Source organism: Delftia sp. NA_296.1 (assembly GCF_052692095.1).
The window spans coordinates 161,997-186,664 of the sequence record NZ_JBQZGF010000010.1 but is presented as its reverse complement, the minus strand read 5'-3'; the positions used below and the strand labels follow the sequence as shown (position 1 = coordinate 186,664).

Annotated in this window: 22 protein-coding genes; 10 read left to right on the top strand and 12 right to left on the bottom strand. The window is 66.2% G+C overall.

Annotated features, from left to right (window positions below; translation table 11 throughout):
* Window positions 1-46: 46 nt before the first annotated feature.
* On the bottom strand, window positions 47-775 hold the full coding sequence (locus ACUTR7_RS23265) for an SDR family oxidoreductase (RefSeq protein ID WP_034396773.1): 729 nt from the start codon (window positions 773-775) through the stop codon (window positions 47-49).
* A gap of 90 nt (window positions 776-865) precedes the next feature.
* Between ACUTR7_RS23265 and ACUTR7_RS23260 the strand changes: the two genes are divergently transcribed.
* Complete coding sequence (locus tag ACUTR7_RS23260) at window positions 866-1,315, top strand: winged helix-turn-helix transcriptional regulator (protein ID WP_043825062.1); 450 nt, start codon at window positions 866-868, stop codon at window positions 1,313-1,315.
* Window positions 1,316-1,347: 32 nt separating this feature from the next.
* On the opposite strand, the gene ACUTR7_RS23255 is transcribed toward ACUTR7_RS23260, so the two are convergent.
* On the bottom strand, window positions 1,348-2,652 hold the full coding sequence (locus tag ACUTR7_RS23255) for a replication-associated recombination protein A (RefSeq protein ID WP_012207157.1): 1,305 nt from the start codon (window positions 2,650-2,652) through the stop codon (window positions 1,348-1,350).
* A gap of 442 nt (window positions 2,653-3,094) precedes the next feature.
* Between ACUTR7_RS23255 and brnQ the strand changes: the two genes are divergently transcribed.
* Window positions 3,095-4,408, top strand: a complete 1,314-nt coding sequence (gene brnQ / locus ACUTR7_RS23250; protein WP_445609915.1) for a branched-chain amino acid transport system II carrier protein — start codon at window positions 3,095-3,097, stop codon at window positions 4,406-4,408.
* On the opposite strand, the gene ACUTR7_RS23245 is transcribed toward brnQ, so the two are convergent.
* From ACUTR7_RS23245 to ACUTR7_RS23235, 3 genes are all read right to left on the bottom strand, one after another.
* Window positions 4,395-5,921, bottom strand: coding sequence for a methyl-accepting chemotaxis protein (locus tag ACUTR7_RS23245; RefSeq protein ID WP_013800918.1), 1,527 nt, complete (start codon window positions 5,919-5,921; stop codon window positions 4,395-4,397). The two genes, brnQ and ACUTR7_RS23245, sit on opposite strands and share 14 nt — an antisense overlap.
* A gap of 169 nt (window positions 5,922-6,090) precedes the next feature.
* Window positions 6,091-6,726, bottom strand: coding sequence for an outer membrane lipoprotein chaperone LolA (gene lolA / locus ACUTR7_RS23240; RefSeq protein ID WP_013800917.1), 636 nt, complete (start codon window positions 6,724-6,726; stop codon window positions 6,091-6,093).
* Window positions 6,727-6,755: 29 nt separating this feature from the next.
* Window positions 6,756-9,119 carry a DNA translocase FtsK gene (locus ACUTR7_RS23235; RefSeq protein WP_099732939.1) on the bottom strand — a complete coding sequence of 788 codons (2,364 nt, stop codon included), beginning with the start codon at window positions 9,117-9,119 and terminating at the stop codon, window positions 6,756-6,758.
* A gap of 261 nt (window positions 9,120-9,380) precedes the next feature.
* Between ACUTR7_RS23235 and trxB the strand changes: the two genes are divergently transcribed.
* The 3 genes from trxB (at window position 9,381) to rpmG (ending at window position 11,026) form a co-directional block, all read left to right on the top strand.
* On the top strand, window positions 9,381-10,334 hold the full coding sequence (trxB, locus tag ACUTR7_RS23230) for a thioredoxin-disulfide reductase (protein ID WP_034396780.1): 954 nt from the start codon (window positions 9,381-9,383) through the stop codon (window positions 10,332-10,334).
* Between the two features lie 267 nt (window positions 10,335-10,601).
* Window positions 10,602-10,835, top strand: coding sequence for a 50S ribosomal protein L28 (gene rpmB / locus ACUTR7_RS23225; protein ID WP_012207163.1), 234 nt, complete (start codon window positions 10,602-10,604; stop codon window positions 10,833-10,835).
* A 20-nt stretch (window positions 10,836-10,855) separates the two neighbouring features.
* A complete protein-coding gene (gene rpmG / locus ACUTR7_RS23220) occupies window positions 10,856-11,026 on the top strand; it encodes a 50S ribosomal protein L33 (protein ID WP_012207164.1) in 171 nt (56 codons plus the stop codon).
* A gap of 131 nt (window positions 11,027-11,157) precedes the next feature.
* On the opposite strand, the gene ACUTR7_RS23215 is transcribed toward rpmG, so the two are convergent.
* Entirely contained in the window at window positions 11,158-12,642 is a 1,485-nt protein-coding gene (locus ACUTR7_RS23215; protein WP_445609914.1) for an aminotransferase-like domain-containing protein, read from the bottom strand.
* A 212-nt stretch (window positions 12,643-12,854) separates the two neighbouring features.
* Between ACUTR7_RS23215 and ACUTR7_RS23210 the strand changes: the two genes are divergently transcribed.
* A complete protein-coding gene (locus ACUTR7_RS23210) occupies window positions 12,855-13,223 on the top strand; it encodes a hypothetical protein (protein WP_319072649.1) in 369 nt (122 codons plus the stop codon).
* On the opposite strand, the gene ACUTR7_RS23205 is transcribed toward ACUTR7_RS23210, so the two are convergent.
* Together ACUTR7_RS23205 and ACUTR7_RS23200 are read right to left on the bottom strand one after the other, a co-directional pair.
* Entirely contained in the window at window positions 13,198-14,421 is a 1,224-nt protein-coding gene (locus tag ACUTR7_RS23205; RefSeq protein WP_319072651.1) for a DesA family fatty acid desaturase, read from the bottom strand. The genes ACUTR7_RS23210 and ACUTR7_RS23205 overlap by 26 nt on opposite strands.
* A 115-nt stretch (window positions 14,422-14,536) precedes the next feature.
* The gene (locus ACUTR7_RS23200) at window positions 14,537-15,865 is read right to left on the bottom strand and encodes an RsmB/NOP family class I SAM-dependent RNA methyltransferase (RefSeq protein ID WP_313234491.1); all 1,329 of its coding nucleotides are present in this window, start codon (window positions 15,863-15,865) and stop codon (window positions 14,537-14,539) included.
* 92 nt (window positions 15,866-15,957) lie between these two features.
* On the opposite strand from ACUTR7_RS23200, the gene ACUTR7_RS23195 reads away from it, so the two are divergent.
* Window positions 15,958-16,230, top strand: a complete 273-nt coding sequence (locus ACUTR7_RS23195) for a DUF1653 domain-containing protein (RefSeq protein ID WP_319072653.1) — start codon at window positions 15,958-15,960, stop codon at window positions 16,228-16,230.
* A gap of 7 nt (window positions 16,231-16,237) precedes the next feature.
* Here ACUTR7_RS23195 and purN read toward each other — a convergent pair whose 3' ends face one another.
* A complete protein-coding gene (gene purN, locus ACUTR7_RS23190) occupies window positions 16,238-16,816 on the bottom strand; it encodes a phosphoribosylglycinamide formyltransferase (RefSeq protein WP_012207170.1) in 579 nt (192 codons plus the stop codon).
* 98 nt (window positions 16,817-16,914) lie between these two features.
* Between purN and ACUTR7_RS23185 the strand changes: the two genes are divergently transcribed.
* The 3 genes from ACUTR7_RS23185 to ACUTR7_RS23175 all read left to right on the top strand — a co-directional run bounded on the left by ACUTR7_RS23185 (window position 16,915) and on the right by ACUTR7_RS23175 (window position 20,115).
* Window positions 16,915-17,595: a YceH family protein gene (locus ACUTR7_RS23185; protein WP_445609913.1), complete on the top strand. Its 681-nt coding sequence runs from the start codon at window positions 16,915-16,917 to the stop codon at window positions 17,593-17,595.
* Window positions 17,596-17,748: 153 nt separating this feature from the next.
* Complete coding sequence (locus ACUTR7_RS23180) at window positions 17,749-18,930, top strand: acyl-CoA dehydrogenase family protein (protein WP_012207172.1); 1,182 nt, start codon at window positions 17,749-17,751, stop codon at window positions 18,928-18,930.
* A 69-nt stretch (window positions 18,931-18,999) separates the two neighbouring features.
* Complete coding sequence (locus tag ACUTR7_RS23175; protein ID WP_445609912.1) at window positions 19,000-20,115, top strand: acyl-CoA dehydrogenase family protein; 1,116 nt, start codon at window positions 19,000-19,002, stop codon at window positions 20,113-20,115.
* Between the two features lie 96 nt (window positions 20,116-20,211).
* On the opposite strand, the gene ACUTR7_RS23170 is transcribed toward ACUTR7_RS23175, so the two are convergent.
* The 3 genes from ACUTR7_RS23170 to ACUTR7_RS23160 form a co-directional block, all read right to left on the bottom strand.
* Window positions 20,212-21,159: a bestrophin family protein gene (locus ACUTR7_RS23170; protein ID WP_445609911.1), complete on the bottom strand. Its 948-nt coding sequence runs from the start codon at window positions 21,157-21,159 to the stop codon at window positions 20,212-20,214.
* Between the two features lie 123 nt (window positions 21,160-21,282).
* On the bottom strand, window positions 21,283-23,706 hold the full coding sequence (locus tag ACUTR7_RS23165) for an IPTL-CTERM sorting domain-containing protein (RefSeq protein WP_445609910.1): 2,424 nt from the start codon (window positions 23,704-23,706) through the stop codon (window positions 21,283-21,285).
* 240 nt (window positions 23,707-23,946) lie between these two features.
* Entirely contained in the window at window positions 23,947-24,648 is a 702-nt protein-coding gene (locus ACUTR7_RS23160; RefSeq protein ID WP_445609909.1) for a response regulator transcription factor, read from the bottom strand.
* Window positions 24,649-24,668: the final 20 nt, after the last annotated feature.

Sequence of the window (24,668 nt, the reverse complement as noted above, 5' to 3'; positions counted from 1 at the left end):
AGCGAAGGGGTTGAAGCGGCTGAAGGGGCGGAAATGGCTGAAGGGCCTACCAGGACTCCATCCAGGGGCGGATTTCGGTTTCATGCGTCCAGGCATCGCGCGGCTGCTGGTGCAGTTGCCAGTAGAGGTCGGCGATGTGGTCGGGATTGAGGATGCCGTCCTGCTGCTTGAGGGCATAGCGCTCGGGAAAGTTGGTCCGGATGAACTCCGTGTCGATGGCGCCGTCGATCACGGGGTGGGCCACATGGATGCCCTTGGGCCAGAGCTCGCGCGCCATGCTCTGGGCCAGGGCGCGCAGGCCGTGCTTGGCACCGGCAAACGCGGCAAAGCCTTCGCGCCCGCGCAGGCTGGCGGTGGCGCCCGTGAAGATGATGGTGCCCCGGCCGCGCGGCAGCATCACCCTGGCCGCCTCCCGCCCCATCAGGAAGCCGGCGAAGCACGCCATCTCCCAGACCTTGAAGTAGACGCGCGCCGTGGTTTCGGTGATGCCAAAGCGCACGTTGGCGCCGATGTTGAAGACGGCGACCTCGATGGGTGCGATCTCGGCCTCGATCTTCTGCACCAAGGCCACCATTTCCTCTTCCTTGCGCGCGTCGCTGCCAAAACCATGTGCCTGGCCGCCGGCGGCGCGGATCTGTTCGACCAGGGGCTGGAGCTTGTCCGCGTCGCGGCGCGTGACGCAGGCGATATAGCCTTCGCGCGCAAAACGCCGGGCGATGGCGCCGCCCGTGGCGTCGCCAGCGCCGATCACGAGAATGGCTTTCTTGTCGGTCATGGGATCTCCGTGGATGATTTGTCAGTTCATTTTTTGAACTAAATACACGGTAGGTTTAAAATCAGAACCCGTCAAGCGGGGAACTGCCCAATGAAATGGAACGAACTGGAAGAGGAGCGCTGCTCCATCGCACGCACGGTCTCGGTCATCGGCGACCGCTGGACACTGCTGGTGCTGCGCGACTGCTTTCTGGGCGTACGCCGTTTTGATGAATTCCTGGGGCGCCTAGGCATTTCACGCCCCATGCTGTCGGACAGGCTGGCCAGGCTGGTCGAGGCAGGCGTGCTCAAGAAGGTGGCCTACCAGGAGGCGCCGGTACGGCACGAGTACCGCCTCACGCCCAAGGGGCTGGACCTGCATCCGGTGGTCATGGCCATCGTGCACTGGGGTGATGTACACATGTCCGGCGAGGAAGGCCGGCCCTTGCTGCACCGGCATACGGTGTGCGGCCACACGTTCGACCCCCTGGTCGTCTGCTCGGAGTGCCACGCCCCCCTGCACGCGCGGGACGTGGCGGTGGAGCCCGGCCCGGGCGCCTAGCCCCGGCACCGGCTTGCCCTCACCGGCTTCGGCTATGCGCCGCCAGCCTCTTCGTCCCACTTGCGCAGCACGGCCAGCTTCTCGCCGATCTTGATCTCCAGGCCCCGGGGCACGGGCTGGTACCAGCCCGGCTCCGCAATGCCTTCGGGCAGATAGGTCTCGCCCGCCGCGTAGGCGTTGGGCTCATCGTGCGCGTAACGGTATTCATGGCCATAGCCCAGCTCCTTCATGAGCTTGGTGGGCGCGTTGCGCAGGTGCACGGGCACCTCGCGGCTCCTGTCCTGCTTCACGAAGGCCCGGGCCTTGTTGTAGGCGTTGTAGCCGGCGTTGCTCTTGGCGGCCATGGCCAGGTAGATGACGGCCTGGCCCAGCGCCAGCTCGCCCTCGGGGCTGCCCAGGCGCTCATAGGTCAGGGCCGCGTCGTTGGCGATCTGCATGGCGCGCGGATCGGCCAGGCCGATATCCTCCCAGGCCATGCGCACGATGCGCCGCGACAGGTAGCGCGCATCGGCGCCGCCATCGAGCATGCGCGTGAGCCAGTAGAGCGCAGCATCCGGATGGGAGCCGCGCACGGACTTGTGCAGGGCCGAGATCTGGTCGTAGAAGTTGTCGCCGCCCTTGTCGAAGCGCCGGGCATTCAAGGTCAGCGCGTTCTGCACGAACTCGGCATCGATCCGCGTGACGCCCGCAGCGCCGGCCGCCGTCTGGCATTGCTCCAGCAGGTTCAGGAAGCGCCGGGCATCGCCATCGGCATAGCCGACGATGGTGTCCCGCGCCAGGTCGTCGAACTCCAGGCCGCCCAGGGCCTTTTCCTGCGCCCGCAGCAGCAGTTGCCTGAGTTCATCGTCGGTCAGGGACTGCAGCACATAGACCTGCGCGCGTGACAGCAGGGCCGAGTTCACCTCGAAGGAAGGGTTCTCCGTGGTGGCGCCGATGAAGGTGACCAGCCCGCTTTCCGCATAGGGCAGCAGCGCATCCTGCTGGGACTTGTTGAAGCGGTGGATCTCGTCCACGAAGAGGATGGTGTGCCGGCCCATGGCCAGGTTCTGCTGCGCCTGCTCCATGGCCGCGCGGATGTCCTTGACCCCGGAGAACACCGCAGACAGCGCAATGAACTCGCACTTGAAGGCCGTGGCCGTGAGCCGGGCCAGCGTGGTCTTGCCCACGCCGGGCGGCCCCCAGAAGATCATGGAGTGCGGCTTGCCTGACTGGAAGGCCAGGCGCAGCGGCTTGCCCTCGCCCAGCAGATGGGACTGGCCCACGACCTCGTCCAGGGTCTTGGGCCGCAGGGCTTCGGCCAGTGGTGCGGAGGGCTCCTGGGTGAACAGATCAGCCATGGGCCAGCTCCGTCGCAGGCAGCGCCGCGCAGAAGGCGTTCGGCAGCCCATGTGCCGAATTCGCTGCCGAGGGGAACAGATGCAGTTGCAAAACCATGACGCCATTGTCCACGCCATGGCGGCAGCGGGTGCGCCAGCCCCTGATGCCTGTACCTGGCCGCGGGGGATGAAGCCATGGATCGCCAGCTGGGATCCTGGCCATCGCCTGCAGGCATGTCACTCACATGACATGAATGGTTTGCATGCATCTCATCAAGAGCAATCACTGACATTTTTCACCCGCTTCGGGCCGCCGCCCTAAAATGCTGCCCTTTGCGGAGCCGGCCGCGCGGCATGCGCGGCCATCGGGCCTGCGCCATTGCTGCCCCATCGCTCCGCGCCTCCCACCGTTTCCGGAACTGCCTGCCATGCGGCAAGGCGGGACCTTTTCATTTCTGCATCCATGCAAACACTCAAGACCCGGGACCTTATCGCCCTAGGCTTCATGACCTTTGCGCTGTTCCTCGGCGCGGGCAACATCATCTTTCCGCCCATGGTCGGCCAGGGCGCCGGCGAGCACGCGGCCACTGCGGCCACGGGCTTTCTGCTCACGGGCGTGGGCCTGCCGCTGCTCACCGTGGTGGCGCTGGCGCGCGTGGGCGGCGGGCTCGATGCGCTGACCTCGCCCGTGGGCCGCAAGGCCGGCATGGTGCTGGGCCTGCTGATCTATCTCATCCTCGGCCCGCTGTTTGCCACGCCGCGCACGGCCACCGTGTCGTTCGAGATGGGCTTTGCGCCCTTCGTGGGCCACAGCAGCACTGCGCTGTTCATCTACTCGGCGGTGTACTTCGTGCTGGTCATGGGCCTGTCCCTGTTCCCCGGCAAGCTGATCGACACCATCGGCAAGCTGATCACGCCCGTGCTGATCCTGGCCCTGGTGGTGCTGGGTGCCGCCGCCGTGCTGCTGCCGGCCGGTGCCGCCACCAGCGCCAGCGGCGACTACCTGGTCGCGCCCCTGACCGAAGGGTTCCTGGAGGGCTACCAGACCATGGACGCGCTGGGCGCCCTGGCCTTCGGCATCGTCATCGTCAACGCCATCCGGGACCGGGGCATCTCCCACACCGGGCTGCAGACGCGCTACGCCATCATCGCGGGCGTGATCGCGGCCGTGGGCCTGGGCCTGGTGTATCTGTCGCTGATCCATCTGGGCGCCACCAGCCAGTCCATCGCCCCGCAGGCGCAGACCGGCGTGCTCATCCTCACGCGCTATGTGGATCACACCTTCGGCCCCATCGGCAGCCTGCTGCTGGCCGTGGTGATTTCCCTGGCCTGCCTGACCACGGCCGTGGGCCTGGTCAGCGCCTGTGGCGCCTACTTCAGCGAGATGCTGCGCCTGCCCTACCGCGCGGTGGTGGTGGCCATTGGCCTGGCGTGCATCCTGGTGTCCAACCAGGGCCTGGCCCAGCTGATCGCCCTGTCCGGCCCCGTGCTGGTGGGCATTTATCCGCTGGCCATCGCCCTGGTGGTGTTGAGCCTGCTGTCAGGCCTGTGGCGCAATGCCCAGCGCGTGTTCGCGCCGGTGCTGGTCGTGGCGCTGGTGTTCGGTCTTGTCGATGCCGCCAAGGCGGCCGGCTGGCAGGACTGGCTGCCGGCCTTCCTGAACAGCCTGCCGGGCAACGGCATGGGCTGGGCCCTGCCCGTGGCAGCCACCCTGGCGCTGGCGGCGCTCCACGACCGGCTGCGCCCGGCCCCGGCCACCGCGTTCAGGCCGTCCTGAAACGCGCCATGAGTTCGACCAGCTGATGGGCCTGCTTGCGCAGGCTCTCGGCGGCCGAACTGGTCTGTTCCACCAGCGCGGCGTTCTGCTGGGTCCCCTCCTCGATGCGGACGATGGCGCTGTTGACGTGGCTCACGCCAGCGCTCTGTTCGCCGCTGGAGTGGCTGATGGCGCCGATCATGCGCGAGACCTTGGCAATCACCTCCTGCACCGAGGCCATGGTCGCACCCGCGCTGTCCACCTCCTCGGCCCCCAGGGCCACGCGCTGGGCGTTGGCCTGGATCAGGTCACGGATTTCCCGCGCCGCGCCCGAGCTGCGCTGGGCCAGCGTGCGGACCTCGGCGGCGACCACGGCAAAGCCCCGGCCCTGTTCACCGGCCCGCGCGGCCTCCACGGCCGCATTGAGCGCAAGAATATTGGTCTGGAACGCGATGCCGTCGATCACCTCGATGATGCTGACCACGCGCTCGGACGCATCCTGGATGCTGCGCATGGTGCCCACGACGGCCGAGATGGCATCGCCACCGCGCGTGGCGATGTCGCTGGCGGACGAAGCCAGCAGGTTGGCCTTCTCTGCGTGATCGGCATTGCCGCGCACGGTGGAGTCGAGCTGGTCCATGGACGAAGCCGTCATCTGCAGGGCCGATGCCTGCTGCTCGGTGCGCTGGGCCAGGTCGCTGTTGCCGGCCGCGATCTGCGAGCTGGCGGATGCCACCTGCTCCGCATTGCCGCGCACTTCCACGACGATGCTGCGCAGCTGCTCCTGCATGGCGCCCAGCGCCCGCAGCAGCTGGCCCAGTTCGTCTGGCCCGCCGCTCGCTATGGCATTGGTCAGATGGCCCTGGGCCACCTTCTCGGCCAGCTGGACCGCGCTGCGCAGCGGTGCCACCACGGCACGGGTGATGAGCCAGCCAATGGCCACGCCGGCCACGGCCGCCACCAGCATCAGCACCAGGCTCAGCTCAGTGGCGTGCTTGCCGCTGCTGTAGGCATCGTCGGCCACCGCCTTGCTCTGCGCCGCAATGCCGGCCTTGAGCTGGGAAAGCAGCTCGGCCGGCTCGCGGTCCACGCCGCGCACGGCCATGTCGCCCACCGAGGGGTCGAAGCCCGTGGCCTCGAATTTGTCCAGCCCCACGCGGTAGCCTTCGGCCATCTTGCGGTGCTGCGCCACAAAGCCCTGGGCGATCTCGCGCAGGGAGGCATCGTCCACCAGGGCCAGCAAGGCCGCGGTCTTGTCCTGCACGGCGCGCTCATCGGCCAGAAAGCCCTTCCAGTGCTGCTCGCGCAGCGCGTTGTCCGAGCCGCGCAGCAGCACGTTCTTCCATTCCTGGACCTGGGTTTTGAAGTGGCCTTCCACCTCGGCGGCAAGGCGTTCCGCCGCCATGTGGCGCTGGACATCGCCGTGAAAGACGCCTAGGGATCGATGGGCCGACCAGAGTCCGAAGAATCCGGCAGCGAGGGTGAATAGCAGCGCCATGGCAATGGCGAGCGGCAACTTGCGACTGAGGTTCATAAAGGCATGCGAGAGCCGGCCAGCATGTCCTCGGAGGGACGTCGAAACAATCGCTGGCCGCAGGCCGCCATTGTCTCGACGATATTAGGCAAAACCATTACAAAACCTCACAAACTGCGCACCGCAGCCTGTGACCGGCCTGAAAGGTTGCCCCGCGCGGCAGCGCGGCTTACTGCTTGAGCACGTCGGCGCCCGCTGGCACCTTGAACTCGAAAGTCGAGGCTGGCAAAGACGCCTGGGTCTGCAGCTGGCTGAAGCGGATCAGCGAACGCTGGCCAAAGCTGTCGAGGATGTCCAGCGCCGAAAGCTGGCCATCGGCCGCAAAGCCCACGCGCACGCTCTTGAGCTGGCCGTTCTTGTCCTTGGGACTGGCCTGGACCCATTGCAGGCCATCCTGCTCGGGCGCGGATTGCAGATCGAAGTCGGCACTCAACGCCTTGAGATCGTTGGCCGACGCCAGGATGGCGGCCGGCGTGCTGCCCAGGGCCTGGGCCTGGGGGCGCTGCGTGACCTGGTTGAGGTCGGCGTCATAGAGCCACAGCGTCTTGCCGTCGGCGACGATGGTCTGCTCGAACGGCTTGGTGTAGACGAACCTGAACTTGCCGGGACGCTGGAATTCGAACTGGCCGCTGGAGTTCTTGGTGCGCGGCGGCTGGCCATCCTTGGATGGGGCCGTCACGGCCTGGGTGAATTCGGCGCGGCCGGCCTGGGAATTCTTCATGAAGGCTTCCAGGCTTTTGAGGCCATCGGCCCACGAGGCCGTCGCGCTTGCCGCGATCACAACTGCAGTCAACAGACGTTTCATTCTTTCTCCATGATTGCGGGGAAGCGGGCTCATTCCCCGGCGCGCGCGGGCACCAGCACTTCGCGCTGCCCGCTGGCCGTGAGACCGCTGACGAGGCCCGCCTTTTCCATATCTTCCAGCAGGCGCGCCGAGCGGTTGTAACCAATCCTGAGCTTGCGCTGCACATACGAGATGCTGGCCTTGCGGTCCTTGAGGACCACTTCCACGGCCTGGTCGTACATGGGGTCCTTCTCGCCGTTGCCGCCGTCGCCGGACTCCGAGCCGAACTCGCTGTCGCCCTCGGCCGTGCCGCCTTCGAGCACGCCTTCGATGTAGTCTGCCTCGCCCTGCTCCTTGAGGTAGCCCACCACGCGGTGCACTTCCTCGTCCGACACGAAGGCGCCGTGCACGCGCACGGGCAGGCCCGTGCCGCTGGCCATGTAGAGCATGTCGCCCATGCCCAGCAGGGATTCGGCGCCCATCTGATCAAGCACGGTGCGGCTGTCGATCTTGCTGCTGACCTGGAAGGCGATGCGCGTGGGGATGTTGGCCTTGATCAGGCCGGTGATCACGTCCACGCTGGGGCGCTGGGTGGCCAGGATCAGGTGGATGCCGGCCGCGCGGGCCTTCTGGGCCAGGCGCGCGATCAGCTCCTCGATCTTCTTGCCGACCACCATCATCAGGTCGGCCAGCTCGTCGATGACGATGACGATGTGCGGCAGGCGCTGCAGCGGCTCGGGCTCCTCGGGCGTGAGGCTGAAGGGGTTGGGAATGGATTCCTCGCGCGCCTTGGCCTCGTCGATCTTGGCGTTGTAGCCCGCCAGATTGCGCACGCCCAGCTTGCTCATGAGCTTGTAGCGGCGCTCCATCTCGGCCACGCACCAGTTCAGGCCATTGGCAGCCTGCTTCATGTCGGTGACCACGGGGCACAGCAGGTGAGGAATGCCTTCGTAGACCGACATTTCCAGCATCTTGGGGTCGATCATCAGCAGGCGCACATCGCGGGCCTCGGCCTTGTACAGCAGCGACAGGATCATGGCGTTGATCCCCACCGACTTGCCTGAACCCGTGGTGCCGGCCACCAGCACGTGCGGCATCTTGGCCAGATCGGCCACGACCGGATTGCCCACGATGTCCTTGCCCAGGCCCATGGTCAGCATGCTCTTGGCGTCGTGGTAGACCTGCGAGCCCAGCACCTCGGACAGGCGGATGGACTGGCGCTTGGCATTGGGCAGCTCCAGCGCCATGAAATTCTTGCCGGGAATCGTCTCGATCACGCGGATGGACACCAGGGACAGCGAGCGCGCCAGATCCTTGGCCAGGTTCACGATCTGCGAGCCCTTGACGCCCGTGGCCGGCTCGATCTCGTAGCGGGTGATCACGGGGCCGGGCATGGCGGCGACCACATGCACATCGACACCAAAGTCCTTGAGGCGCTTTTCGATCAGCCGGCTGGTCATCTCCAGCGTTTCGGGCGAGACGCTTTCCTGGCGCTGCTGCGCCGCATCGAGCAGATCCACCTGGGGCAGCTTGCTGTCGGGCAGTTCGGAGAACAGGGGCTTCTGGCGCTCCTTGACCACGCGCACGCTGGGTATCGCAGCCTCCTGGAGCACGGGTTCGATGATCTGCACGGGCTGCGGGTGCTGCACGGCGCTTTCCGTGCGCTCTTCCTGCACCACTTCCTCGCGCTCGCGCGCAGCGCGGCGGCCTGCGGCTTCGTCCCGGGCCTTTTCACGGCGCGCAAAAAGAAAGAGCACCCAGCCGTCCAGGCGTGCGCCCATGGATTCGGCCAGATGACCCCAGGAAAAGCGGAACACCATGGCCAGGCCGATCACGGCCACGCAGATGCCGATCAGGCCCGAGCCCATGAAGCCCAGCCACTGCAGGCTGTGGTACCCCAGCATGTAGCCGAAGACGCCGCCGGCCGGGCCGGGCAGCACGCTCTCGAAGCGGTACAGGCGCGTCCACTCCAGTGCGCAGCTCGCACCCAGCAGCAGCAGCAGCCCGCCCCAAAAGCGCAGGCGCCGGCGCCACAGGGGCGGCAGTGGCACACCGTCGCGCGGCACGCCGCCGCGCAGCCAGCGCGCAAAGGAAGACAGCCAGGTCTGCAGCGAGGCCAGCACCAGCCACCAGACCGACATGCCGAAACCGAAATAGCAGGCGTCGGCCAGCCAGGCTCCGACGCGGCCCATCCAGTTGGCGACCAGGCGCGCGTGTCCCGCCCCGGAGGTGGACCACGCTGGATCCTGGGGAGAGTAGCTGAGCATGGAGGCAAGCCAGAACACCAGGGCCAGCAGCCCCGCCAGCAGCAGCATTTCGTGGCCGAAGCGCGCCACCATGCCGGGGCGCGCCGCAGACCTGGATTTGCCCTTGGCGGATGTGGAAGCGTTCAGAGCGTTCAATGAGTAAGTCATACGCAGGCGGGAGCTTACCCCAGCCCCCTCGGACTGGCCGCAAAAACAGCCAGGGCGACCCGCAAGCGTAATGCAAGCACTTGCAACAGAGCATGACACCGCCGCATGACGGCGCCACGTCGATCATTTTTGACAATCCGGGCCATTGATCCATATGGCAACGGGAACCTGACTGCGGAGCGATACTCCACTGCTGTTCCCGATGTATCTTTTTTTCTGCACGCCGACTGCCGGCGTGCGCCTTTTTCAAGAACTGCATCCATGTCTTCTACCCAACACGCCAAAGTCCTGATCCTCGGCTCCGGCCCTGCCGGCTACACGGCCGCCATCTATGCCGCGCGCGCCAACCTCAACCCGCTGCTGGTGACCGGCATGGCCCAGGGCGGCCAGCTGATGACGACGACCGAGGTGGACAACTGGCCTGCAGACGTGAACGGCGTGCAGGGCCCCGAGCTGATGCAGCGTTTTCTGGAGCACGCAGAGCGCTTCAAGACCCAGGTGGTGTTCGACCACATCCACAGCGTCGATTTCTCCAAGCGCCCCTTCACGCTGACCGGCGACTCCGGCACCTATACCTGCGACAGCCTGATCATCGCCACCGGCGCCTCGGCCAAGTACCTGGGCCTGCCCTCCGAAGAGGCCTTCATGGGCCGCGGCGTCTCCGGCTGCGCCACCTGCGACGGTTTCTTCTACCGTGAGCAGCCCGTGTGCGTGGTCGGCGGCGGCAACACGGCCGTCGAGGAAGCCCTGTACCTGTCCAACATCGCCAGCAAGGTCACCCTGGTGCACCGCCGCGACAAGTTCAAGGCCGAGCCCATCCTCGTGGACAAGCTCATGGACAAGGTCCGGGCCGGCAAGATCGAGCTCAAGACCCACTTCGTGCTCGAAGAGGTGCTGGGCGACCAGTCCGGCGTGACCGGCATCCGCATCAAGAGCACCCAGGACGGCCACGCCGAGGACATCCAGCTGCAGGGCTGCTTCATCGCCATCGGCCATGCGCCCAATACCGAGATCTTCAAGGGCCACCTGGAGATGGACGAGACCGGCTACATCATCACCCAGGGCGGCCTCAAGGGCTTTGCCACGCAGACCAGCGTGCCCGGCGTGTTCGCGGCCGGCGACGTGCAGGACCATGTCTACCGCCAGGCCATCACCAGCGCCGGCACGGGCTGCATGGCCGCGCTGGACGCCCAGCGCTTCCTCGAACAGGAATAAGCAGGACGCCACCCTGCCCGCCCTGCTCTCCCGCAGGGCGGCAAAAGCCCCTGGCTGCAGCCGTGTTTGGCTGGCCCAGGGGCTTTTCTCATGGAGACGCTATAATCCGTGGCTTTGCTGAATTTGAAGCACGCCTTGCTTGCATGGCCAGGACACTTTCAGCATGGGGTTACCGCCACCCTTTATGGCGAGGTGAGGTTGCCGGCAAGCCATGCAGCAAATGCAGGGCATCAGCGTCGGCGGCTGTACAACTATCGGAGTGTCCTCATGGCACGCGTATGTGAAGTAACGGGCAAGAAGCCCATGGTGGGAAACAACGTTTCCCACGCCAACAACAAGACCAAGCGTCGTTTCCTGCCCAACCTGCAATACCGCCGTTTCTGGGTTGAGAGCGAAAACCGTTGGGTGCGCCTGCGCGTTTCCAGCGCTGCTCTGCGCCTGATCGACAAGAACGGTATCGACTCCGTGCTCGCAGACCTGCGTGCCCGTGGCCAAGCCTAAATCCCTCAAGGAGAAACACCATGGCTGCTAAAGGCGGACGCGAAAAGATCAAGCTGGAATCCACTGCAGGAACCGGCCACTTCTACACCACGACCAAGAACAAGAAGACAATGCCCGAGAAGATGGCGATCATGAAGTTTGATCCCAAGGCTCGCAAGCACGTCACGTACAAGGAAATCAAGCTGAAGTAATTCAGCCTGTTCCCGGTACCGACAAAAAACCGCCCGGCGCAAGCCCGGCGGTTTTTTTGCGTCCGCTTTGTGTTGGCTTTGTGCCCGCTTTGCGTCCGTTTTTCGTCTGTTTTTCGTCTGTTTTTCGCCTGTCACCCACTGCGCGCCGGCTGACCCAGCTGCGCACAGGCCATGGCACCCAGCTCGCGGCAGGCCTGCTCGATCACGGCATCCACCGGCAGGGTGCAGCCCAGGCGCATGCAGTGCTCGTAGCGCCCCGAGTTCGAGAACATGCTGCCCGGCGCCGTGCGGATGCCGCGCGCCAGCGCCTGCGTGAACAGCGCGGACGTGGACACGCCAGCCGGAAACTCCAGCCATAGGCTGAGCCCGCCGGGCGGCAGGCTCAGCCGCGTGCCCAGCGGGAAAAACCGCGCCACCAGCTGCGCCATGCCTTCACGCTGGCGCCGCAACTGCTGCTTGAGGCGCTGCAGATTGCGCAGATGTGCGGGCGAGCCCACGCAGGCGGCCGCCAGCAACTGGGCCAGGGTCTGGGTGCCGCGGCTGCGCGCGAACTTGAGCATCTGCACCCGCCCATGCCACTGGCCAGCGTTCATCCAGCCCTGGCGCAGGCCCGGCGCCATGCTCTTGTTGAAGGCCTCGCAATAGATGACATGGCCCGGCAGGCGATCCCAGGCCTTGATGGGGCGCACGGGCTGGCTGCTTTCCACGAACAGTCCATAGGAGTCGTCCTCGATCAATGCCACGCCGTGGGCGCCGCACAGATCGACCAGCCTGGCCTTGTGCTCATCGGGAATGCGCGTACCCAGCGGCATCTGCAGCTCGGGCACGACCACCACGGCCTTCAGGCGCGGCTGGGTCTGCAGGGCCAGCTCCAGCGCCTCGATGGACAGGCCGGTGCGCGGGCTGCAGGGAATCTCCAGAGCCTGCATCTGCAAGGACTCCACCACCTGCAGCAGGCCGTAGTAGGTCGGCGACTCCACGGCCACCATGTCGCCTGGCGAGGCCACGGCGGCCAGCGCCAGGCTCACGGCCTCGGAGTTGCCCGTGGTCGCCAGCACATCGGCCGGTGCCACATGGATGCCCGCCGCCAGCGCGCGCCGCGCCATGGCGCGCTGGAAATCAGGGTGGCTGCCCATCATGGAGCGCCCCAGCACCAACAGGTCAGGCTGCTCGCGCAGCAGCCGGGCGGCGATCTGGTTCAGGTAGCCGCGATCGAACAGTTCGGGCGGCGGCGTGGCACCGCCCAGGTCCACGCGCACGTCGGCCTGGCGGCCGCGCTCCAGCATCAGGGAAATGTGTTCATTGATGCCTGCGAAGTGCGGCTGCGGCAGCGGTTGCACCGGCTGACTCAGGTCGGGCTCGCTGGCCGGGGCCAGGCCTGCAGGCCGGGCATCGCGCACAAAGTAGCCCACGCGCGGGCGGGCTTCGAGCTGGCCCAGGTCCTCCAGATGCCGCAGCGTCTGCAGCGCCGTGGACAGGCTGACCTCATGGCGGCGCATCAGCTCGCGCACGGAAGGCATGCGCTCGCCCGCCTTGAGCGTGCCCAGCTCCATGGCCAGGCTGTAGTCGGCCGCCAGGCGGCGGTACAGGGTCGGAGAGGCGCTAGCAAGGGTCATGGAACAGGTCGAGAACGAATCGGGGACGAGAGCACTTGCCCGCGATCTTGCCCCAAGGCGCTGTTACGCAACAGATACAGATCCATCGACCACAAAGCAGAACAGATCCACCGCCATCTGCACTGCTGCTATGCAACAAGGCGCGGGCTGTGCCTGTGCCGATGAAGGCTGCCTGCCTACGCTTGAGGGCCTGGAATCACAGGACACAGACCATGCACAACGCCGACACCCGCTCCTTCGAACTGCGCCATCTTGCCCCCGGCAACGATCTTCACCTGCATGTGCTGGAGGGCAGTGAACTGTTCTGCCGCCACGGCCCGCTGGAAATCACCGCCCCGCAACAGGCCTGGGCGGATGGGGTGCCCGCGCCGGCCCTCAGGCTGCAGCCGGGCCAGGGCTGGCGTGCGGGCGCCGATCTGCAGATACGGGTCCGCTCCTTGTCCCAGGCCATGGCAAGCCTGGAACTGCGGCAGAGCCCCACAGCAAAAAGCCGCATCGCCTCCGAAGAGGGGATGCGGCCCCGGGCATGGTCGGTTGCCGGCTGGCTTCGCGGCTTCAGGCGTGGGCAGCGCGCAGCTTGACGGAGAACTCCTTGAGCGCGGCAATGCCGCTGGCCTCGGCGCGATGGCACCAGGCCTGCAGATGGGCCGTCAGTTGCTCGCGCGACAGCGAGGTGTTCAGCCACAGCTGGCGCAGCTCCTCGCGCATGACCAGCATCTGGTCGAGCACGGGGTGGGCTGCGCGCGCCTGGGCCAGTTGCCCCTGTGCCTGGGCGGGCACCTTGTCGGCATCGCGGTGCAGCCAGCGGCGCGCCGTCTTGAGCAGGGACAGGTCGGCCTGCCGGGCCTTGCGCTGCTTGAGCGCATCGAGCTCGATCTGCACGGCGGCGCGCACGCCGCGCGCATAGCGGGCCATGACCTCGTAGCGGTTGGCGATCACGGCCTCCAGCGTCTTTTCGTCGGCCACGGGCTTGACGGCGCCCATGACCAGCCGCGGCGCCGTCTTCTTGACCTTGGCCCAGCCCAGCTTCTGCATGGCGCTGATGTAGACCCAGCCCACGTCGAACTCATAGCGCTTGACCGAGAACTTGGCCGAGGTCGGGTAGGTATGGTGGTTGTTGTGCAGTTCCTCGCCGCCAATGATCAGGCCCCAGGGCACGAGGTTGGTGCTGGCATCCTGGGCCTCGAAGTTGCGGTAGCCCCAGAAATGGCCCAGGCCGTTGACCACGCCGGCAGCCCAGAACGGAATCCAGGCCATCTGCACGGCCCAGATCGTCAGTCCGATGGCGCCGAACAGCAGCACGTTGATGATCAGCATCAGCGAAGGGCCCCAGATCGAATACCGGCTGTAGAGATGGCGCTCGATCCAGTCGTCGGGCGTGCCGTGGCCGAACTTTCTGAGTGTCTCGGCGTTCGCCGCCTCTTCGCGGTACAGCTCCGCACCCTGGCGCATCACGGTGTCCAGGCCACGTGTCTGCGGGCTGTGGGGGTCGTCCTCGGTTTCGCACTTAGCGTGGTGCTTGCGGTGGATGGCCACCCACTCCCTGGTGACCATGCCCGTGCCCAGCCACAGCCAGAAACGGAAGAAGTGAGAAGGAATCGGCCCCAGGTCCAGCGAGCGGTGGGCCTGGCAGCGGTGCAGGAAGATGGTGACGCCCGCAATGGTGATGTGGGTGGTGACCAGGGCGTACAGCAGCAGCTGCCACCACGACAGCTGCCACAGGCCATGGGCCATCCAATCCACGGCGAGGTTCCAAACCGATCCGAAATCCAGCGACATAACCGAAGCCTTTGGCAAGGCGGCGCCCAGTGGCACCGATGCCTCAATTTTAGGCGATGCGCCTACAAAGGCATTCGGCAATCTCCTGCGATTTACAGCTTATTGCGTCTGCAAGTTACGGCTTCCGGGTCCAAACGGCGGCAAAAAAGCCATCCGTCTCATGGCGCTGCGGCCACAGGCGCAGGTACTGCGTGCCGGTCTCGCCGCCGCTGCACAGCGCATCACCCTGCTCCACCTTGAGCTGGGCCAGCAGTTCGCCGGCATCCATGGCCACGAAGTCAGAGTGCTCCGCTGCAAAGGCTTCGGCAATGGCCTCGTTTTCCTGCGGCAGGACCGAACAGGTGGCATAGACCAGGCGCCCACCCGGCTTGACCAGGCGCGCTGCACTGGCCAGGATGGCCGCCTGCTTTTGCGTGAGCTCCTCGATGGCCTTGGCCGACTGGCGCCACTTGAGGTCGGGATTGCGGCGCAGCGTGCCCAGGCCCGAGCAGGGCGCATCGACCAGCACGCGGTCGATCTTGCCGGCCAGGCGCTTGACGCGGTCGTCGCGCTCATGGGCGATGGCCGCAGGGTGCACATTCGACAGGCCCGAGCGCGCCAGGCGCGGCTTCAGGGCTTCGAGCCGGTGGCCGGACACATCGAAGGCGTACAGGCGCCCCGTGCTGCGCATGGACGCGCCAATGGCCAGGGTCTTGCCGCCTGCGCCGGCGCAGAAATCGACCACCATTTCGCCGCGCTTGGCGTCCAGCATCAGCGCCAGCAGCTGGGAGCCTTCATCCTGCACCTCGATGGCGCCGCGCGTGAAGGCGTCCAGCCGGGCCAGAGCAGGCTTGCCCTGCACGCGCAGGCCCCAGGGCGAGTACGGCGTGGCTTCGGCGGCGATGCCGGCATCGGCCAGTTCCTTTTGCACATCGGCACGCTTGGCGTTCAGCGCATTGACGCGCAGATCCAGCGGTGCGGCCTGCTCCATGCTCTGGGCAAAGGCCCAGAAATCTTCGCCCAGCTGCTGCTTGAGCGGCGAGACCAGCCACTCGGGCAGGTTGTGGCGGTGCGGCTCCATCAGCTCATCGGGGCGCACGGCATCGCAGGCGTCCAGCCATTGCAGTTCCTGGGGGGACAGCGCCGCGCGCGCAAAGCCGAGCGCCTCCTTGACGCCCTGCTCGGACTTGCCGGCCACGCGGGCCAGGGCTTCCTGGCTATGTGCAAAGCCCAGGATGGCCAGCCTGCGCTCGCGCGAGCCGCTGCCAGAACGTGCCAGGCTCTCAAAAAGCAGCTTCTTGCGCAGCACGGTGTAGGCGGTTTCGGCCAACGCGGCACGCTCGCGCGGGCCCAGGTTGCGGTTTTCACGGAAAAAGCGTGACACCACGGCGTCGGCCGGGTGTTCGAAAGTCAGGGTGCGCTTGACCAGTTCGGCGCAGGCGTCGAGAAGCTGTTTGGGATGCATGGGCGCAATTGTCCCACCGCCTTGCAAATCCGAGAGGGCCACAGGTCGGAACCCGAAGCAACGCCGGGCTGGCACAGCTACCATGGCGCCCCATGACCGACGACGACCTGCCTCCCCTGATCCCCACGCCCTCGGGCCTGTACCGCCACTACAAGGGCGCCCTCTACGAAGTGCTCGCCACCGTGCGCCACAGCGAGACGCGCGAGTCCATGACGCTGTATCGCGCGCTCTACGGCGAGCGCGGCCTGTGGGTGCGGCCTGCCGCCATGTTCAATGAAACCGTGGTCATCGACGGCGTGGAGCAGCCCCGCTTTGCACGCTGCCCCGAAGTGGAGCAGCAGGCCTTTCAGAGCGAAGGCCTGTGAGCAGACCCTAGCCCCGCATCAACTGCGCCACGGCGCGCGGGTAGATGAGGTGCTCCTGCACCAGCACGCGCGCGGCCAGCGCCTGGGCCGTGTCGCCGGGCAGCACGGGCACCACGGCCTGCTCCAGGATGGGGCCCACATCCAGCTCGGCCGTAACGCGGTGCACGGTGCAGCCCGCAAAGCGGCAGCCTGCATCGATCGCCCGCTGGTGCGTGTGCAGACCCGTGAAGGCGGGCAACAGCGAGGGGTGGATGTTGATCATGCGCCCCTCGTAATGCGCCACGAAGCCCGGCGTGAGGATGCGCATGAAGCCGGCCAGCACGATCAGCGAAGGCGCGTGGCGGTCAATCACCTGGGCCAGCTCGGCATCAAACGCCTCGCGGCTGGGAAACGGGCGGTGGTCCAGCACCTCGGTGGCAATGCCTTGCTCGCGCGCGAAAACAAGGCCCGAAGCCTCGGCCTTGTTGCTGACCACGGCGGCCACGCGGGCGCCGTAACGCCGCGCCCAGTCCTGTTGCTGCGAAGCACGCACAATGGCAGCCATGTTCGAGCCGCCGCCCGAGATCAGGATCACGATATTTTTCATGGGCGGCGATTGTCGCACCGCAGGCCGCGCGGCCTGCGCCAGCCCCGGCAAGGCCCATGGCCCTGCCGGGCCTTGTCACCTCTTCCGTCCAGACACCCATGCCATTCGATCCCCGCTCCACCCCCCTGACCGCTGTCGAAGCCCGCGTGCTGGCCACCCTGATGGAGAAGGCGCGCACCGTGCCCGACAGCTACCCGCTCACGCTCAACGCGCTGGTCACGGGCTGCAACCAGAAGAGCAGCCGTGATCCGGTGATGGAAGTCAGCGAAGGCGAGGCCCAGGAAGCGCTGGACAGCCTGCGCCTGCGCACCATGTCCGTACAGATCAGCAGCGCGCGCGCCACGCGCTGGGAGCACAACTTCCCGCGCGGCGTGGGGGTGCCCGACCAGAGTGCCGTGCTGCTGTCCCTGCTGATGCTGCGCGGCCCGCAGACGGCGGGCGAGCTGCGCATCAACTCCGAGCGCTGGCACCGCTTCGCCGACATCTCATCGGTCGAAGCCTTCCTGGAAGAGCTGCGCGAACGCAGCGAGGAAAAAGGCGGCCCGCTGGTCGTGCTGCTGCCACGCGCGCCTGGCGCACGCGAGCAGCGCTGGGCCCATCTGCTGTGCGGCCCCGTGGACGTGAACGCCATGGCCCAGCCCCCCGCTGCAGCAGGCTCACGCGGCGATGTCCTGGCCCAGCGCGTGGTCGATCTCGAAGCCCAGGTACAGCAATTGCAGGCACGTCTTGCGCATGTCTATGCACAGCTGGGGCTGGAGGAGCCCGGCCAATCCAGCTGATCGCCTGCGCTCGGGCAGCCCCAGCAGCAAGCCCCGGACTGCCCCGCCGCCCGGGGCTTGTTGCATCAGGGATTGCCATAGGTTGTCACGCCCTGGACAGTCCAAAAAAGAACGTGCGTGCTACAAAAGCCGGGATTGAAGGAGACACAGTCCATGGACCTGGCATTTACCCCTGAAGAACAGTCCTTTCGCGAGGAAGTCCGCGCCTGGGTGCGGGCCAACCTGCCCCAGGACATCGCGCACAAGGTGCGCCATTCGCTGCGCCTGACGCGCGACGACCTGCAGAACTGGGCCAAGATTCTTGGCAAGAAAGGCTGGCTGGGTTACGGCTGGCCCAAGCAGTTCGGCGGCCCCGGCTGGACAGCCGTGCAAAAGCATCTGTTCGAGGAGGAATGCGCCCTGGCCTGCGCCCCGCGCATCATTCCCTTCGGCCCCGTGATGGTCGCGCCCGTGATCATGGCCTACGGCTCGCCCGAGCAGCAGCAGCGCTTTCTGCCCGGCATTGCCAGCGGCGAGGTCTGGTGGAGCCAGGGCTACTCGGAGCCGGGCTCGGGATCGGACCTGGCCAGCCTCAAGACCCGTGCCGAGCGCGTGGGCGACAAGTACATCGTCAACGGCCAGAAGACCTGGACCACGCTGGGCCAGTACGGCGAGTGGATCTTCTGCCTGGTGCGCACCAGCAACGAGGGCAAGCCCCAGACCGGCATCAGCTTCCTGCTGGTGGACATGAAGAGCCCCGGCGTGACCGTGCGCCCGATCAAGCTGCTGGACGGCGAGTGCGAGGTCAACGAGGTCTTCTTCGACAACGTGGAAGTGCCGGCCGAGAACCTGATCGGCGAGGAGAACAAGGGCTGGACCTACGCCAAGCACCTGTTGAGCCACGAGCGCACCAACATCGCCGACGTGAACCGCGCCAAGCGCGAGCTGGAGCGCCTCAAGCGCATCGCCAAGGCCGAAGGCGTCTACGAGGACCAGCGTTTCCGCGACGAGATCGCCAAGCTCGAAGTCGACGTGGTGGCGCTGGAAATGCTGGTGCTGCGCGTGCTGTCGGCCGAGAAATCGGGCAAGAACCCGCTGGACATCGCCGGCCTGCTCAAGATCAAGGGCAGCGAGATCCAGCAGCGCTACTCCGAGTTGATGATGCAGGCCGCAGGTCCCTTCAGCCTGCCCTTCATCGAAGAGGCCATGGAAGCCGGCTGGCAGGGCGACTTCCCCGGCGGCGTGGTGGACAACGCGCCGCTGGCATCGACGTACTTCAACATGCGCAAGACAACGATCTACGGCGGCTCCAACGAGGTGCAAAGAAACATCGTCGCTCAGACGGTGCTGGGCTGATTTTGGCTGGAGTTTCGCTGAACCCGGAAGTGCGCCGGACGCGCTTCGATCAGCTTCGGGAGACAGAAAATGGACTTTGATTTTTCGGATGACCAGCAGCAACTGCGCGACGCCGTGCGCCGCTGGGTGGACAAGGGCTATACCTTCGAGCGCCGCCGCTCCATCGTCGAGGCGGGCGGTTTTTCGCGCGAGGTCTGGGGCGAGCTCGCCGAACTGGGCCTGACGGCCTTGACCGTGCCCGAGGAGCACGGCGGCCTGGGCCTGGGCGCCACCGACGTGATGGTGGTGATGGAGGAATTGGGCCGCGGCCTGGTGATGGAGCCGCTGGCACAGGCCTTTGTGGCCGCCGGCGTGCTCGGCAAGCACGCCGACGCCTCCGTGGCCGGCCAGTGGCTGCCGCGCGTGGCCAGCGGCGAGGCCCTGGTCGTGCTGGCACACCAGGAGCGCCAGGCCCGCTACCGCCTCGATGTCTGTGCCGCCAAGGCCAGCAAAAGCGGCAGCGGCTACACGGTGGATGCCACCAAGAGCGTGGTGCCCGCAGGCGATGCGGCCGACGCCTTTCTGGTGCCGGCCCAGCTGGACGGCAAGATCGCCCTCTTCCTGGTGGAGCGCGGCGCCAGCGGCGTCAGCACCCAGGGCTACCGCACCCAGGACGGCAGCCGCGCGGCCGAACTACGCTGCCAGGCGGCCCCCGCCACGCTGGTGACGGCCGATGGCCTGGCCGCCCTCACGCTGGGCCAGGACGCCGCCAACGCCGCGCTGTGCGCCGAAGGCGTGGGCGCCATGGAGCAGACCCTGAAGCTGACCACCGAGTACATGAACCAGCGCAAGCAGTTCAACACGGTGATCGCCAGCTTTCAGGCCCTGCGCCACCGCGTGGCCGACATGAAGATGCAGCTGGAGCTGGCCCGCTCCATGAGCTATTACGCCAGCCTCAAGATGAGCGCAGCCGATGCCGAGCGCCACGTGGCCATCGCGCGCGCCAAGGTCCAGCTGGGCCAGTCGCTGCGTTTTGTCGGCCAGCAGTCGGTGCAACTGCACGGCGGCATCGGCGTGACCGACGAGTACGCAGGCAGCCACTACTTCAAGCGCCTGACGCAGATGGAGATGACGGGCGGGGACACGCTGCACCACCTGGGTATCGTGTCCGGGAAGATGCAGGACACGGCCGGCGTGTTTGCCTGAGCCTCGGATCCCGCTTCAGACCACCAAGCCCCGCAGGAAACTGCGGGGCTTTTTCATGGGATTTTCATGGGCTTTTGCCCATGCTTGCCCGCCGCCTCAGGTCAGCCTGTAGCCCTCGGGCCTGAGCGGCGCAGGCAGATCCGTCTCGCCCAGCATGCAGCCCAGGCTGATCTCGATGGAGCGGCAGATGGTGTCCAGCGGCAGGTCGTTGCTCTCCAGGCCGAAAGGCTCCTCGAGCTCATCTCCCAGCGCGTCCAGCCCGTAGAAGGTGTAGGCCACGATGGCCACGACGAAGGGTGTCATGAACCCGGTCGTGTCCACCAGGCCGAATGGCAGCAGAAAGCAGTACATATAGGCCGTGCGGTGCAGCAGCAGCGCATAGGAGAACGGCATGGGCGTGTTGCGAATGCGCTCGCACGAGGCGGCTGCCGCCGTCATGCGCGTGAAGGTCTTGTCCATGGACGCGGCCAGGCAGGGGTACATCTCGCCACGGCGCACGCACTGCGCCAGATCGCGGCCCATGGACATCATCAGTGCGTCGCAGCGCTGCTCCAGCGGCAGGCCCTGGAGCTGGCGCCATTCCTTGTCCACCAGCCAGCGGCCTGCGGCCACATCCTCGTGCAGTCCGCGCAACTGCGTCCGCAGCAGATGGGCAAAGGCGATCGCCCGGTGCACCATGCGCACGCGCACATCGCTGCTGCGCCGGGCCGGGTCCGGATCGCCGTCGATGACGATCAGGCTCTGGCACTGGCGCGCCAGCGTGCGCGCGCAGATCACCATCTCACCCCAGAGCTTGCGGCCTTCCCAGTAGCGGTCATAGGCGGTGTTGTTGCGAAAGCCCAGGAAGATGGCCAGCGGCAGGCCGATCAGCGTGAAAGGGATGGGCGTCACCGTGATCTTCACGTCGAACAGGTTGCCATGCACCAGAGTGATGATGGCGGCGAACACGATGTTCACGAGCAGCGTGACCTGGATACGCTGGAGCACCGAGCCCCGCAAAATCAGAAACAGCCTGAGGCCGGCGGGGCGATCACGGACGATCATGGGGATATCGCTAGGTATAAACCCTTATTCGATCACACATTGAGCAAGTCAATTGGCTGCGGCCGCGCCCAGATGAAAAAAAAGGCGCCCCGAAGGGCGCCCTGTGTCACGACCGACTGTCGGTCACAGCGGGTTGGCGCGGCGGCGGCGCACCATGCCCCAGCCCATGATGCCCATCAGGCCGGACATCAGGATCAGGCCCCATTCGGAGAGGGTGGGAATGGAGGCCGGCGACACGGCCCCTGCCACTGCGCGGGAAGCCGTGTTGTTGGCCGGGTTGGCATCTCCGGTCGCACCGGTGCTGCCCGTCAGTGTCACGGCTCCCACGGAGCTGGGCGTTCCGCTGACCGTGCAGGTCACGCTGGCGCCCGCAGGTACGGCATCACCTGCCGACCAGGCTGCATTGGCAGGGCTGATGCGGCACGCTCCCTGGCTCACACCGGCGGGCAGTCCTGTGACTGCGCACGAGGTGCCTGCCGATGCATCGACCGAGCCCAGGTTCTTGCAGACAAAACTGCCGCTGTAGGGCGTGCCGGCCGTGAACGCGGTCGGCAGGCCGCTCAGATCGACGCCCATGTCGGGCACTGCAACGGTGGACACATTCATGGTCGCGGTGTTGTTCGCCGCATTCGAATCATCCGTTGCGCCCGTGGTGCCCGTGACCGTGGACGAACCTGCGGCCGTGGGCGTACCGCTCACCTGGCAGGTGACCGTGGCTCCCACCGGCACCGCATTGCCCGCCACCCACGCGGCATTGCCGGGGCTGATGGAGCATGCGCCTTGCGTCACGCCAGCCGGCAGGCCGGTGACGGCGCAGGAGGTGCCGCTCACGGCGTTGGCCAGGCCCTGGTTGCTGCAGGTGAAGCTGCCGCTATAGGGAATGTTCAGCGGCGAGGTGGGGGGCAGTCCGCTCAGATTGATCTGCATATCCGGCGTTGTGGTGACCGCGATGTTCGACGTGGTCGTGTTGTTGCCCGGGGTCAGGTCGTTGTCGCCGCCCGTGGTCACCGTGACCGTCGAGCTGCCGCCTGGACCCGTCGGTGTACCAGAGACCTGGCAGACCACCGTCTTGCCCGCAGGCACCACGCCGGGCTGCATCCAGGCCGCGCCGTCTATCGTGCATTGGCCTGCCGTCACGCCAGGGGGCAGGCCGGAGGCATCGCAGATGGCCTGGCCTGCGCTGGCTGCACCATCGTTCTTGCAGGAGAAGCTGCCGGTGTAGGGCACGCCGACCACGGCGGTGGGCGGGAGTCCGGAGACATCAGGCACCATGTCGCTGCTCGCCGCGGGAGCCAGCAATTGGGTCTGCACCATGGCACCGAGCAGGGTCGAGGTCAGGTCGCCTCCGATGGTGTAGTTGCCGTTGTTGATCTGGTCTGACGGCGTGCCCAAAGGAACCTTCACGGTCATCGTGAACGTGCCCGACTGCCCGGGTGCCAGGGTCCCAAAGTCGCACTGGGCAGGGTCTGAACTGCCCACGGCCGGGGCCGTGCAAGCGCCGCCATCGCCGGCCAGTGACACGAACGTGGTCGGACTGATGCCAGCATCCGTGCCCACGGGCATCGCGGGCGTGACCTTCACGTTGTTCACCGGGGTGCTGCCGTTGTTCGTATAGGTATAGGTGTAGGTGATCTCCGTTCCGTCCGCCTTGGGCGCGCTGACAGGCCCGGACGCGCTGATCCACAGTGTCTTGGGCAGGGTCGTGCCGAAGTTGTCAACGTACAGATGGCCTGCGTGGCCACCGGCACTGCAGGCCGAGGCCACGGCCTGCAGCCTGACCTTGTCGCCTACCCGCAGGTAGGCATTGCCGGGTGCGACATCGTAGGCCTGAGGGTCGGTGTAGTTCTGGATGGCACCGCCCTTGTCGGTAAAGGTCTTCCAGGGTGCTCCCGGCTCGCCGCCGTAGTGGTACTTGAAGAACAGTTCCTGGGGCGAACCGGTCAGATCCGTGGAGGTCTGGGCGTCATAGGTCTTGACCAGCGAAATGGCGAAGTAGGGACGGTCCTCGCCTCCGTGATTGCTGGCGTACTCGAGCACTGGCGCCGCGACAAATCGGATGTGGATCTTGCCGTCCTGGTCGATGTCATCTGCAGTCAGCGTCACCTCCTGGGTGATGGAGCTAGCCGTATTGACCTGCTGGGTCCAGCCGGCCAGCCCCCCCGCGACATTGCTGGACCGCGGTATCACGTTGCTGGCTGGGGTGGCGCTGTTCGCCTTGAGGTTGATGCGGGCAGAGTGGGAGCCTGCCAAAGTCAGTTTGAGGGCGGACTGGCCAGCATCACCCCGGAACAGGACTTCGTCTGCAGCGCTTTCCGAGCCGCTGGCGATTTCGACCAGGTGGGACTTGGTGCCAGGTGGCTGCAGGCGCAACTCGCTCAAGCGCTTCGGATTGGCCTGGGTGCCATTGTTGGTCCAGGCCTGGGGGTTCCAGCCAGTCAGGTCCCCTGCCTCGAAGTCCCCATTCAGAAATGCCGCCTGCGCAACTGCACCCACCATTGCCAGGGTGCCGGCTGCAACCAGACTTCTGGCCTGCCTCCAGGCCTTCATGCGCGGCCCTGCGGGCCGGATATGCAAACTCTGTCTCGCCATACCATTCCTCTCTTCATGTGTGTTTGATCACGGTTGAAAACTCCGACGGCCCACGCCGTCCGCCTGCGCTTGCAGCCAGCACCAAGCCGCCCAAGCACTCGCACGCGCTTCTGCAGCAAAAAAATGGGCGAACGAATCCCTTCCGCATGCCCGGACGGCTGCGGTTCAAAAAGCTGAAATGGAGAAAAAAAAAGGCGCCTAAGGCACGAACACCAGCCCTCGGCCGAACACGGCCCTCACCGGCAGGGCCAGCCCGGAGATATCCAGGGTCTTGCGGCGCAGCCGCGTCAGCTGCGATTCGATGCGGTGGAAACCGTCATCCACATCGGCATAGCCCATGGTCTCGATCAAGGTCTGCTTGGCCACCATGGTTCCGGGTGTGGCCATCAGGCAGCCGAGCAATTCCAGCTCGCGGCTGGTCAGGGCAATGATCTGGTGGTTGGGTGCGACCATGCAGGCCGACAGGGGGTCAAGGCGCCAGGACAGGAATGGCGCGGACGCCCTGGCCGGTTGGGCGGTGTTGCGGCGAAGCTGGGAGCGGATGCCGGCCACCAGTTCGTTCATGTCGGTGGGCTTGACGAAGTACTGCAGGGCGCCGGCATTGAGACCGGCGATGCGGCTGTCCAGATCGCCGCGTGCCGTGAGCACCACGACGGGAATCTCCTGCTCGGCCAGGCGCTTGACCAGGCTCAGGCCGTCCTCGCCGGGCAGGCCCAGGTCGACGACGACCAGATCTGCCTTCTCGCGCAGTAGCTTTATGTAGAAGTCTTCTGCAGAATCCGTGCCCCAGGCATGCAAGCCAGACTTTGTTAAAAATCGACACACATTGATACGAATATCCTCGTCGTCCTCTACGACGGCGACGGTGAACTCGATCGATGGCTCTAGTGTCTGCTGCATGATGTTTGCCTATTGGTGCG